This window comes from Phytobacter sp. SCO41 (genome assembly GCF_003073275.1).
GTDB lineage: Bacteria > Pseudomonadota > Gammaproteobacteria > Enterobacterales > Enterobacteriaceae > Phytobacter > Phytobacter diazotrophicus.
The window spans coordinates 1,743,797-1,756,885 of the sequence record NZ_CP027225.1; the positions used below are offsets into that span (position 1 = coordinate 1,743,797).

Genomic DNA, 13,089 nt, shown 5'->3' on the forward strand with positions numbered 1-13,089 from the left:
CGCAAAAAAAAATGAAAATTTGATCAAACGCTGATTTCTTCATCGGGAAGGGGAGATCGCGCGACATGATGTAGCGCAATCTTTATAAGAATAGTGAATGACGTCAGACGTTTTTTGGCTTTGTATGTAACATATAATTCACATCCACACCGGGCGCGAGCTTAAAGGCATTTAACAGCGGGTTATAATGCAGGCCCGTAATGTGACGCTCCTTTAGCCCGGATTCATTCACCCAACCGAGCAGTTCTGCCGGTTTGATAAATTTCTTCACGTCGTGCGTCCCTTTCGGCACCATTTTCAGCACATACTCCGCGCCAACCACCGCCATTAGCCACGCTTTGCCGTTACGGTTAATCGTCGAGAAGAAGACGTGGCCGCCGGGTTTGACCAGCCGCGCGCAGGCGTTGACCACCGATTGCGGGTCCGGTACGTGTTCCAGCATCTCCATGCAGGTGACAACATCATATTGCTGCGGATGTTTGTCGGCGTGGTCTTCGACGGTCTCTTGCACGTATTCGACGCGAATGCCGGACTCCAGAGCATGCAGCCTGGCGACCTGTAGCGGTTCAAAGCCCATATCCAGCCCGGTGACTATCGCCCCTTCGCGCGCCATGCTCTCCGCCAGAATGCCGCCACCACAGCCGACATCCAGGACATTCTTGCCAAACAGACCGTCAGCACGTTCTGCAATATAGCCCAGACGTAATGGATTGATGCGATGAAGAGGTTTGAATTCGCCTTCCAGATCCCACCAGCGAGAAGCGACCGCTTCAAATTTGGCAATTTCAGCCTGGTCAACGTTTTGAGCAACCGACGTTTTTTCGGCATTCATGGGGATACGTACTCCTTATTTAGCAAGACGGATGAGTATAACAGTCTGCTGGCGCTAATAAAGCGCCCTGCGGGGTCTTTCCGTTTACCTGATTCATTACGGTTGTGTTATAATTTGCGACCTTTGAATCCGGGATACAGTAGAGGGATAGCGGTTAGATGAGCGACCTTGCGAGAGAAATTACACCGGTCAACATCGAGGAAGAGCTGAAAAGTTCTTATCTGGATTATGCCATGTCGGTCATTGTTGGCCGTGCGCTGCCAGATGTCCGCGATGGTCTAAAGCCGGTTCACCGTCGCGTACTTTACGCCATGAACGTCTTGGGCAATGACTGGAACAAAGCCTACAAAAAATCTGCCCGTGTCGTTGGTGACGTAATCGGTAAATACCATCCCCATGGTGATTCCGCAGTGTATGACACCATTGTGCGTATGGCACAGCCATTTTCACTGCGCTACATGCTGGTTGATGGTCAGGGTAACTTCGGTTCGATTGACGGCGACTCCGCGGCGGCAATGCGTTATACGGAAATCCGTCTGGCGAAAATTGCCCATGAGCTGATGGCCGATCTGGAAAAAGAGACCGTTGATTACGTCGACAACTACGACGGTACGGAAAAAATCCCTGATGTTATGCCTACCAAGATCCCGAACCTGCTGGTGAACGGGTCTTCCGGTATTGCAGTCGGGATGGCGACCAACATTCCTCCGCATAACCTGACGGAAGTGATTAACGGTTGCCTGGCGTACATTGATAATGAAGACATCAGCGTTGAAGGGCTGATGGAACATATCCCTGGGCCAGACTTCCCGACCGCCGCCATTATTAATGGTCGTCGCGGTATTGAAGAAGCGTACCGTACCGGGCGTGGCAAAATTTATATTCGCGCCCGCGCAGAAGTGGAAGCTGACGCGAAAACCGGTCGTGAAACCATTATCGTGCATGAAATTCCGTATCAGGTGAACAAAGCACGCCTGATCGAGAAAATTGCCGAGCTGGTTAAAGATAAACGCGTTGAAGGTATCAGCGCGCTGCGTGACGAGTCTGATAAAGACGGGATGCGCATCGTGATTGAAATCAAACGTGACGCAGTGGGTGAGGTGGTACTGAATAACCTGTACTCCCAGACCCAGCTCCAGGTTTCCTTCGGTATCAACATGGTGGCACTGCACCATGGTCAGCCGAAGATCATGAACCTGAAAGACATTCTGTCCGCGTTTGTCCGTCATCGCCGCGAAGTCGTGACGCGTCGTACGATTTTCGAACTGCGCAAAGCGCGCGACCGTGCGCATATCCTTGAAGCGCTGGCCGTTGCGCTGGCCAATATCGATCCGATTATCGAACTGATTCGCCGTGCGCCGACCCCGGCAGAAGCGAAAGCCGGTCTTATCGCACAGCCGTGGGATTTGGGCAACGTTTCCGCCATGCTGGAACGTGCGGGCGATAACGCCGCGCGCCCTGAATGGCTGGAGCCAGAGTTCGGTATTCGTGACGGCAAATACTACCTGACCGAACAGCAGGCACAGGCGATTCTGGATCTGCGTTTGCAGAAACTGACAGGCCTTGAGCATGAAAAACTGCTCGAAGAGTATAAAGAGCTGCTGGAACAGATTGCCGAGCTGCTGCATATCCTCGGCAGCGCCGATCGTCTGATGGAAGTTATCCGCGAAGAGCTGGAACTGGTTCGTGAGCAGTTCGGTGACGAGCGTCGTACTGAGATCACCGCCAACACCGCCGACATCAACATCGAAGATCTGATCAACGAAGAAGATGTTGTGGTTACGCTGTCGCATCAGGGCTATGTGAAGTACCAGCCGCTTACCGACTACGAAGCGCAACGTCGTGGCGGTAAAGGCAAGTCTGCGGCGCGTATTAAAGAAGAAGACTTTATCGACCGTCTGCTGGTGGCCAACACCCACGACACGATCCTCTGCTTCTCCAGCCGTGGTCGTCTGTACTGGATGAAAGTTTACCAGTTGCCGGAAGCGAGCCGTGGCGCGCGTGGTCGTCCGATCGTCAACCTTCTGCCGCTGGAGCCGAATGAACGTATTACTGCCATTCTGCCGGTACGCGAGTATGAAGAGGGCGTAAGTGTCTTTATGGCGACCGCCAGCGGTACCGTGAAGAAAACCGCGTTGACCGAGTTCAGCCGTCCGCGCTCTGCCGGGATCATTGCGGTTAACCTCAATGAAGGCGACGAATTGATCGGCGTCGATCTGACCTCTGGTCAGGACGAAGTCATGCTGTTCTCTGCCGCCGGTAAAGTGGTGCGCTTCAAAGAAGATGCTGTTCGTGCGATGGGACGTACCGCAACAGGTGTTCGCGGTATCAAGCTGGCAGGCGAGGACAAAGTCGTTTCGCTGATCATTCCACGTGGCGAAGGGGCAATCCTCACCGTGACTCAGAATGGCTACGGTAAACGTACGGCTGAAACCGAGTACCCGACCAAATCTCGTGGTACGCAGGGCGTTATCTCCATTAAGGTGACCGAACGTAACGGTTCCGTGGTGGGTGCGGTACAGGTTACTGATACCGACCAGATCATGATGATCACCGATGCCGGTACGCTGGTGCGTACGCGTGTGTCGGAAATCAGCGTGGTAGGGCGTAATACCCAGGGTGTTATCCTTATTCGTACCGCGGAAGACGAAAACGTGGTCGGTCTGCAGCGTGTAGCCGAACCGGTGGACGACGAAGAACTTGACTCCATCGATGGCAGCGTCGCGGAAGGGGATGATGAAATCGCCCCGGAAGTTGACGATGGCGCGGCTGACGACGACGCCGACGAGTAATCTGTGCTGAGGGCCGGTTTTCCGGCCCTTTCTCTTTGCCATTGCGGCACCGGCATTTTACCGCTACTTTAACCTCAGTCACTTTTACACCCTCATGGCGGAGTTTCCCCAGGTTGAAATACCTCGTCTCTTTTCGTAGCACTTTGAAAGTCTCGCGCTATCTTTTCCGCGCGCTGGCTCTGGTGCTTTGGCTGCTGATTGCTCTCTTTTCGGTGTTCTACATCGTCAACGCGTTGCGTGATAAAGAGTCGGAAATACGCCAGGAATTTAACCTCAGTGCCGATCAGGCACAGCGGTATATTCAGCGCACCTCCGACGTCATGAAAGAGCTGAAATACATCGCTGAAAACCGTCTGACGGCAGAAAACGGTATTCTTGCCTCTCGTGGGCTGGATGCGAAAACTGATGTACCTGATTTTCAGCCGCTGTTCCCCGATTCTGACTGCTCGAAAATGGGTACGGCCTGGCGTGGTTCTCTGGAGTCACTGGCCTGGTTTATGCGCTACTGGCGGGATAACTTCTCGGCGGCTTACGACCTGAATCGCGTATTCCTGATTGGGAGTGAGAATCTCTGCGTGGCGGATTTTGGCCTGCGTGATGTGCCGGTCGAACGCGACGAGACATTGAAAAGTCTGCATGAGCGCATTCTGAAATACCGCAACGCGCCGCAGGATGAACGTGGCAACAACCTGTACTGGATGAGCCAGGGGGCGCGTCCGGGAGTCGGCTATTTTTATGCGCTGACGCCGGTTTATCTGGGCAATCGTCTGCAGGCGTTGCTGGGAACGGAACAATCCATTCGGATGGAGAACTTTTTCACCCCCGGCAGTTTGCCAATGGGTGTGACCATCTTTGATGAAAGCGGACGTGCGTTGATTTCCCTGACCGGTGCGGAAAATCGTATCGAGGCGGATCCGCGCTGGCTGCAGGTACGATCCTGGTTTGGTTACACCTCCGGCTTTCATGACCTTATCCTCAAAAAGAGCCTGCCGCCATCGCCGCTGAGTATCGTCTACTCGGTGCCTGTGGACTTGGTGCTTGAGCGTATTCGCATGCTGATCCTCAATGCGGTGCTGCTTAATATCCTTGTGGGGGTTGCACTGTTTACCCTCGCACGTATGTATGAACGGCGAATTTTTATTCCGGCGGAAACGGACGCCCAGCGTCTGGAAGAACACGAGCAGTTCAACCGTAAAATCGTCGCCTCGGCGCCGGTGGGGATCTGTATTTTACGTACCCAGGATGGGACCAACATTCTGAGTAATGAACTGGCGCATAACTACCTGAATATGCTCACCCACGAAGATCGGCAACGTCTGACGCAAATTATCTGCGGGCAGCAGGTGAACTTTGTGGATGTACTGACCAGCAACAATACCAATTTGCAGATAAGCTTTGTCCATTCCCGTTATCGCAACGAAAACGTGGCGATTTGTGTACTGGTGGATGTGTCTGCGCGCGTCAAAATGGAAGAATCGCTGCAGGAGATGGCGCAGGCGGCAGAGCAGGCGAGCCAGTCAAAATCGATGTTCCTGGCAACCGTCAGTCACGAACTGCGTACGCCGCTGTACGGCATTATTGGTAACCTCGATCTGCTGCAGACTAAAGACCTGCCGAAAGGCGTCGACCGTCTGGTGACGGCGATGAATAACTCGTCGAGTCTGCTGCTAAAAATTATCAGCGACATTCTCGATTTCTCGAAAATCGAATCTGAGCAACTCAAAATTGAGCCGCGTGAGTTCTCCCCGCGCGAGGTGATGAGTCATATCACCGCCAACTATGCGCCGCTGGTGGTCCGTAAACAGCTCGGCCTTTACTGTTTTATCGAGCCGGACGTGCCTGCCACGCTGAATGGCGATCCGATGCGTCTGCAGCAGGTTATCTCCAACCTGCTCAGCAACGCCATTAAGTTTACCGATATTGGCTGTATTATTCTTCATGTCCGCCGGGATGAACATTATCTGAGTATCCGCGTACGCGATACCGGCGTCGGGATCCCAGGCAAAGAAGTGGTGCGGTTGTTCGATCCCTTCTTCCAGGTGGGCACTGGCGTGCAGCGTAACTTCCAGGGGACCGGGCTGGGGCTGGCGATTTGCGAAAAACTGATCAGCATGATGGATGGCGATATTAGCGTCGATACCGAACCGGGTATGGGCAGCCAGTTTACCATCCGTATTCCGTTGTATGACGCCGTTGAGCTTGCGCCTGCGGATGTTGATGGCCTTGCCAATACCTGTTGCTGGCTGGCGGTACGTAATGCGTTTCTTAGCAGTTACCTGGAAACCTTGCTGGCGCATAACGGTATTCAGGCCCAGCACTATGATGGTCGCCCACTGGGAGCAAACGACACTTTTATTACGGATGATGAACTGCCAGTGTCCTGGAGCGGGCGGGCCGCCGTCATGTTCTGCCGTCGCCATATTGGTATTCCATTGGAGCGTACGCCAAATGAATGGCTGGTTAGCGTGGCGTCGCCGCATGATCTGATTGCGATCCTTGGGCGAATTCACCGTGTTGAGGTGGTGGTGCCGGAAGTCACTACCGCGCTGCCGCCACCGGGCGCGGGCGAGGCGCGAAATGATGACATGATGATTCTGGTGGTCGACGATCACCCGATCAACCGCCGTCTGCTGGCGGATCAGCTTGGTTCGCTGGGATATCAATGCAAAACGGCGAACGATGGTGTAGATGCCCTGAATGTCCTGAGTAAAAACCCCATCGATATTGTGCTCAGCGACGTTAACATGCCGAACATGGACGGTTATCGCCTGACGCAACGTATCCGTGAATTGGGGATGACCCTGCCGGTTATCGGCGTGACGGCGAATGCGCTGGCCGAAGAGAAACAGCGTTGTCTTGAGTCGGGCATGGATAGCTGCCTGTCGAAGCCGGTAACACTGGATGTGCTGAAACAGACGCTGGCGCTTTACAGTGCGCGAGTAAGAAAAGAGCGGCGATAAAAACAAACCCCGGCGGGGGCCGGGGTCGCAGGTATTACTCTTTCTCGGTCTGGGTCAGTGTGACCGAGGAGAGGTAATTCAGCAGGGCGATATCATTATCAACACCCAGTTTCATCATGGCAGATTTCTTCTGGCTACTGATGGTCTTGATACTGCGGTTCAGTTTCTTGGCGATTTCGGTGACCAGGAAACCTTCGGCAAACAGACGCAATACTTCACTCTCTTTCGGTGACAGACGTTTATCGCCATAACCACCGGCGCTGATTTTTTCCAGCAGGCGGGAAACGCTTTCCGGGGTAAATTTCTTGCCTTTCTGTAATGCAGCCAGCGCCTTAGGCAGGTCGGTTGGTGCGCCCTGTTTCAGCACGATCCCTTCAATATCCAGATCCAGCACGGCGCTCAGAATGGCCGGGTTGTTGTTCATTGTCAGAACAATGATGGACAGGTTCGGGAAATGGCGTTTGATGTATTTAATCAGCGTGATGCCATCACCGTATTTATCGCCCGGCATTGACAGATCGGTGATAAGAACATTGGCCTCAAGTTTCGGCAGATTATTGATAAGTGCTGTAGAGTCTTCAAATTCACCGACTACATTCACCCATTCGATCTGTTCAAGTGATTTGCGAATACCGAACAGTACAATCGGATGGTCATCGGCAATAATTACGTTCATATTGTTCATGTATTGGGCTACCTTGCTACAGCAAGCTCTTGACGTAAGCGTCAATGTCGCTGATGTAATTTTCTATGCCTGGAACATCCTTCTCACGAATTAAATGCTCCAGCGTTTCACATAACTGCTTACCAGGAACCAGATTAAGCATGGCAAACACCCCTTTCAGGCGGTGTGCTGTCTGAGCCAGTGCAGCGAAATCGCTTGTCGCCGATTCAGTATACAACCTCTTAACATCATCCGGTACTGTGTCGACAAACAGCGCATAATAACCGCTGGCATGGAGTTCGGCATTTTCATCGCCACCCAAAGGCGACTCCATAACGTCTTCCTGTGCCAGTTGCTCTTCTATAAGCTGCAATATTGCTTCCTGCATTGCATTGCTCATATTAAAGTTGACGCGCAATTGTCCGGGGCCAATTTTCCGCACGCCGACCTCATCATCGCTTAAAAGCAAGCCCGAGGATGTAAGATTAGACGGATTATCCGTTAAAAACAGGTCATATTCTTGACTTAACAGCCTTTCATCCGGAGAGATACAGCTTGCTCCCCAGTTTTCGAGCTGTCGAACCACAATATTGCGGATTTCGCTGGAGGTGATATCAATCATGGCGACCACATCGTCCAGTAATTTCTCCTCGGCTTCCTCATGTTGAGCGCGCACTGCCATTTTCACGTGCAGTGAATAACGGGTACCGAGCTCCTCCCGTGCTTTAATATTTAAGTGACCACCGAGTTTTCTGGCCAGTTGATCGCACAGCCAGAAGGTGAGGGCATTGGCTTTACCATACTGATCGCCCTGAGTGGTATTGAGGAACGGGAAGTGCAGGTTGTCGATCTCGCTATTACTTACCCCGTTGCCGGTGTCCAGGATACGGAAGGTCAGACGATCTTCCGCTGATTCGTCCATGCTCACTTCAAGGGTGATTTTGCCAATCTGCGTTGTCGTCACGGCGTACTGGATCAACAGCAGCAAAATACGTAGCAGGGCATCACGGTCGCCGTGGCGCTCTTCTTTCGCATGAAGATGGTTATTGATGAGCAGTTGTAGTCCCTTGCGCTTAATCACAGGCAGTACCTGCGGCACCACTTCATCAATTAAATCCTGAATGGAAAACAGCGTGGATTGTCCTTTCCATGTGTCGTTTTCCAGCATATTGGCCAGTTGGATCTCATCCACCAGTCTCGCCAGCGCTTCGGCATGATCAGCAAGCTGGTTGCCCTCTTTATCGCTCAACGCAGCGGCTTCGCCAGCCAGGGCTTTGACAGGCTGCTTGAGCGCTTCGGCAATGTTTTGCATGAACGCTGCGCGACCTTGCTGATTTTTCTCATACAGGCGCTGCGCCTGTTTGAGCTTTTTATTCACCAGTACTTCTCTGTCCTGATCGCGGATGATGAAAATTTGCGTGCGCGACGCCACCTGGCTGCGGAACTGGCGAATTTCATACAATTCGTTATTGATAGTGGCCTGAATCACCCCCTGATGCTGATCGGCCATAGAGGTGATGTTTTGCAAGTTGAGATGCGGCAGCAAATGATCGGCGATTTTATTGCTCAACACGGTGCGGTTGGCTTCCTGGTCATGTACCAGCAACCCTAACGGCAACAGAGAGACAATCTCTTCATTAAAGGCGCGCATAACGCGCAGCTCGTTACTGTTTCCCGCAGGGGCCAGCCCATCGCTCTGACGGCCCGGCTGATGGCGGAACGTGGTATAGCCAAACAGCGCCAGCGCCAGTAGACCAATGTTCAATAACAGCGGCAACAGAATATTTTGCAAGGTCTCCAGCAGCAGCGTACCAAACGGCACCTGCCAGACCAGGCGAAGGCCGGTGGAGTTGAGCGAAGAGGCAATCTCGATTTTCGAACTATTGAAATTGATGGTGACGCTGTCGGTGCTCTCTTTATCGGTGGAACGCAGATTATTTTGCGCGTTATCCGTATCGAGACGGAAGCTGTCCAACGACATATCCGGTGGGATTAGGTCGTTAATCGGCAGGTCAAATGCCACAACCGTCGCCAGATGACCGGGCTGGTTAAACGTGGTGCGCAGGGTGAAATAGTGACCATTCTGCCAGGAAAGGCGACGCAGGGCAGAGAAGCTCTCGCGTTCGTCCAGCGCGTTAGCTTGTTGCAACATCTCCGCGCGGCGTGAATCGACGATGCTGCCAATTGTGGACTCTTTAAACCCGGAGGAGAGATCTTTCAACGGCAGGGTAGAGATCAGGATCATGCTATTGTCCTGACCATTGAGGTAGTACATCGACCAGGGAACGGTCTCTGCGCCCCACAGGGTATCCAGATAGGTGGAGATTCGCTGCGTCATTTCCAGCGTCGAACTGTCATGGGAGCCGAAGATCAGCGCTTCTGTTTTACGCCGTGGCTTCTCCAGATAGTAAACGTCCTGCTTAAGGCGGGTTTCCTGTAAGCCATCACTTGAACTGCCAGAGGTCGCTGCCGCGATGTTGTCGTAGATTTGCCAGGTAGCGTAGCGCCAGGTATCAATGCGCTTGTGCATTGCGTGAGTGATATCGACAACCTGATAGCTTTTATCTTTTAGCCAGGCATTAACGGCGCTTTGTATCATTACGCCCAACGTGACCAGCAGGACAATGATCAATAGAAGAAAGAAGCGGGTGATGTTGCCCGGTATCAGAGAAAATTTTCCTGGGGTCATGGTGTCCGATCGACTCATTCGTGTGTGTAACCCGTAATGACAACACTGCAGATTACTACTCAGTATCCGCGTTGAGACAATGTTGCTGCCATGCCGTAAGAACCTGCCAGCAATGACGGCGGTCTTGCCGGCGTGATGTTGCAGAGCTGTGTACAGCAGGCAGTATATCGGGTAATGAATGAATTTCCAGACTCTCGTTCGGGCAAATGTCTTGCAGACGAACGAAAAAAGCTCGCCTAAACCAGATGCTAAAAAATGTACAATTCATGCGATTCTGTACAGATATTTACCGCTTCGTTGGGAAAAATCGCACTAAATAACAAGAAAATAAAAAATGGATTATCTTTTTGCACGGTACCTGGCACGAATATTGTTTAATTAATAGTCATTACAAATTCTTTCATTTAGCACAAATTGAATTTATTTACGTAAAGAAAGGTAAAAAAAAACCGAATGCCAGGCATTCGGTCCTAATAGGGGTAAACAGACATTCAGAATCGAATGACGGTAATAAATAAAGTTAATGATGATAGCGATGATTATATTAGTGCCGAATTTATAAATTAGTTTTGCATTCAGTGCTAAAAACATGAAAATAGCGTAACTCATTGTTTTTATTGTATCTTAAATTATATTTTGATTATTTGTGCTTTATTATTTAGCTATTTGTGCTAAAAAAAGTTCCCCTGAATTTACAAATTGAAACATCTATAATGCAATATGAAACATCTTCAAAGTTTTCGTATCATATTCTTATTGGATTATTCTGTATTTTTAAGGAGAATGAACTTGCAGGCTGATTAATAGGATTGATCAGTGAGCAGTGGCTATAAAAACGCATATAACCGAGGGTTAATAACATGAAAGTTAAAGTACTGTCCCTCCTGGTACCAGCACTGCTGGTAGCAGGCGCAGCAAATGCAGCGGAAATTTATAATAAAAACGGCAACAAATTAGATTTGTACGGTAAAGTCGACGGTCTGCATTATTTCTCCGATGATAAAGGCGCTGATGGCGATCAGACATACGTACGTTTCGGCTTCAAAGGCGAAACCCAGGTAAACGACCAGATCACGGGTTACGGTCAGTGGGAATACAACGTTCAGGCAAACGACACTGAAGGTTCAAGCGATCAGGCCTGGACTCGTCTGGCATTCGCTGGCCTGCGTGTCGGTGATGCGGGTTCTTTCGACTATGGTCGTAACTACGGCGTGATCTATGACGTAACGTCCTGGACCGACGTCCTGCCGGAATTCGGTGGGGATACCTACGGCGCTGATAACTTCATGCAATCCCGTGCTAACGGCGTTGCAACTTACCGTAACACCGACTTCTTCGGTCTGGTTGATGGCCTGAACTTTGCTCTGCAGTATCAGGGCAAAAACGGCAGCGTCAGCGGTGAAAACAGCACAGGTCGTAGCACGCTGAAACAGAACGGCGACGGCTTCGGCGCGTCTCTGACCTACGATCTGGGTGCTGGCTTTAGCGCAGGCGCTGCAATGTCTACCTCTAAACGTACCGCTGACCAGAATGCGGCTGGCGTTTATGGTAGCGGCGACAATGCAGACGTTTATAGCGGCGGTCTGAAATATGACGCCAACAACATCTATCTGGCGGCGCAGTACACCCAGACCTACAACGCAACCCGTTTCGGTAACTCTCAGAACAGCAGCACCGTTTATGGTTTTGCGAACAAAGCACAAAACTTCGAAGTGGTTGCTCAGTACCAGTTCGACTTCGGTCTGCGTCCGTCCGTTGCTTACCTGCAGTCTAAAGGTAAAGACGTTACCAACGGTACGACCGATTTCGGCGACCAGGATCTGCTGAAATATGTTGATGTTGGCGCGACTTACTACTTCAACAAAAACATGTCCACCTATGTTGATTACAAAATCAACCTGCTGGATGACAACACCTTCACTCGTCAGGCTGGTATCAGCACCGACAACGTTGTTGCCCTGGGCCTGGTTTACCAGTTCTAAGCAGCAATTCTCGACAAAGGGGCCCTCTGGCCCCTTTTTTTATGGCTGAACCCCGTCTCACCCTCGTTAAATTTGGTGTACTCTGGCGGCGCAAAACGGATAGGGAAAAGACGATGGCGACGACATTTCTGCGTGCAGGCCTGCTGCTTGCGCTCGCATTATTAAACGGATGCGATAACCCCGCCTCCCAGGTGGAACCCCCCACGATGCTTGAAGGCAAAACGATGGGCACCTTCTGGCGCGTGAGCGCCATCGCGTTAAGCCCGGAGAAAGCGAAAAGCCTGACGCAGAAAATTCAGGCGCAGCTTGATGCCGACGATCAAGCGCTATCAACGTGGAAACCCGATTCGGCGCTAATGCGCTTTAACCATTCTGCCAGTCTGGCGCCGTGGCCGGTGAGCGCCGATATGGCTGATATTGTCACCGCCGCATTGCGCGTTGGAGCCCACACGCAGGGGGCAATGGATATCACGGTTGGACCGCTGGTAAATTTATGGGGCTTTGGGCCGGACAAGCAGCCCAACAAAGTGCCGGATCAGGCGCAAATCGATGCGGCCAAAGCGCGTACCGGGTTACAACATCTTAAGGTCATTAACGAGGCGCAACAGCAGTATCTGCAAAAAGATCTGCCGGATCTTTTTGTCGACCTCTCGACCGTTGGCGAAGGGTATGCTGCCGATCATCTTGCGCGCCTGATGGAGCGTGAAGGGATCTCGCGCTATCTGGTGTCGGTGGGGGGAGCGCTGGTCAGTCGGGGTATGAACGGGCAGGGGCAACCCTGGCGTGTAGCGATACAAAAGCCGACCGACAAGGAAAATGCGGTGCAGGCGGTGGTGGATATTAATGGCCACGGCATCAGCACCTCTGGCAGCTATCGCAACTACTATGAGCTGGACGGTAAACGCATTTCCCACGTGATTGACCCGCAGACCGGCCGCCCCGTTGAGCATAATCTGGTCTCGGTGACGGTGATTGCCCCCACCGCACTGGAAGCTGATGCCTGGGATACCGGCCTGATGGTGCTTGGCACGGCGAAAGCGCAGGATATCGTGCGCAAAGAGGGGCTGGCGGTCTATATGATCATGCGGGAAGGTGACAAGTTTACCACCTGGATGTCGCCACAGTTTTCTGCGTTTCTGCTCAACGAGAAAAATTAGACAGCAAGAATGC

The 13,089-nt window shown here is 51.8% G+C and carries 7 protein-coding genes; 4 read left to right on the forward strand and 3 right to left on the reverse strand.

Translation table 11 applies throughout. The annotated features are described in order from the left end of the window. Positions 1-103 precede the first annotated feature (103 nt). A complete protein-coding gene (gene ubiG / locus C5523_RS08430) occupies positions 104-832 on the reverse strand; it encodes a bifunctional 2-polyprenyl-6-hydroxyphenol methylase/3-demethylubiquinol 3-O-methyltransferase UbiG (protein WP_039079920.1) in 729 nt (242 codons plus the stop codon). A gap of 158 nt (positions 833-990) precedes the next feature. Between ubiG and gyrA the strand changes: the two genes are divergently transcribed. Then, complete coding sequence (gene gyrA, locus C5523_RS08435; RefSeq protein ID WP_108700933.1) at positions 991-3,624, forward strand: DNA topoisomerase (ATP-hydrolyzing) subunit A; 2,634 nt, start codon at positions 991-993, stop codon at positions 3,622-3,624. Positions 3,625-3,737: 113 nt separating this feature from the next. Further along, positions 3,738-6,584, forward strand: a complete 2,847-nt coding sequence (rcsC, locus tag C5523_RS08440) for a two-component system sensor histidine kinase RcsC (protein ID WP_108700934.1) — start codon at positions 3,738-3,740, stop codon at positions 6,582-6,584. Positions 6,585-6,618: 34 nt separating this feature from the next. Here rcsC and rcsB read toward each other — a convergent pair whose 3' ends face one another. Both rcsB and rcsD read right to left on the reverse strand, forming a co-directional pair. Then, entirely contained in the window at positions 6,619-7,269 is a 651-nt protein-coding gene (rcsB, locus tag C5523_RS08445) for a response regulator transcription factor RcsB (protein WP_039079923.1), read from the reverse strand. A 16-nt stretch (positions 7,270-7,285) separates the two neighbouring features. Continuing rightward, positions 7,286-9,955, reverse strand: coding sequence for a phosphotransferase RcsD (gene rcsD / locus C5523_RS08450; RefSeq protein WP_079496264.1), 2,670 nt, complete (start codon positions 9,953-9,955; stop codon positions 7,286-7,288). Positions 9,956-10,797: 842 nt separating this feature from the next. On the opposite strand from rcsD, the gene C5523_RS08455 reads away from it, so the two are divergent. Together C5523_RS08455 and apbE are read left to right on the forward strand one after the other, a co-directional pair. Further along, a complete protein-coding gene (locus C5523_RS08455; protein WP_039079925.1) occupies positions 10,798-11,919 on the forward strand; it encodes a porin OmpC in 1,122 nt (373 codons plus the stop codon). Positions 11,920-12,032: 113 nt separating this feature from the next. Continuing rightward, on the forward strand, positions 12,033-13,076 hold the full coding sequence (gene apbE / locus C5523_RS08460; RefSeq protein WP_071195758.1) for an FAD:protein FMN transferase ApbE: 1,044 nt from the start codon (positions 12,033-12,035) through the stop codon (positions 13,074-13,076). Positions 13,077-13,089: the final 13 nt, after the last annotated feature.

What these genes read in the sequence shown, in the direction of transcription:
- ubiG (WP_039079920.1), bottom strand. Translation starts at nt 832, where the DNA reads ATGAATGCCGAAAAAACGTCGGTTGCTCAAAACGTTGACCAGGCTGAA.
- gyrA (WP_108700933.1), top strand. Translation starts at nt 991, where the DNA reads ATGAGCGACCTTGCGAGAGAAATTACACCGGTCAACATCGAGGAAGAG.
- rcsB (WP_039079923.1), bottom strand. Translation starts at nt 7,269, where the DNA reads ATGAACAATATGAACGTAATTATTGCCGATGACCATCCGATTGTACTG.
- rcsD (WP_079496264.1), bottom strand. Translation starts at nt 9,955, where the DNA reads ATGAGTCGATCGGACACCATGACCCCAGGAAAATTTTCTCTGATACCG.
- C5523_RS08455 (WP_039079925.1), top strand. Translation starts at nt 10,798, where the DNA reads ATGAAAGTTAAAGTACTGTCCCTCCTGGTACCAGCACTGCTGGTAGCA.
- apbE (WP_071195758.1), top strand. Translation starts at nt 12,033, where the DNA reads ATGGCGACGACATTTCTGCGTGCAGGCCTGCTGCTTGCGCTCGCATTA.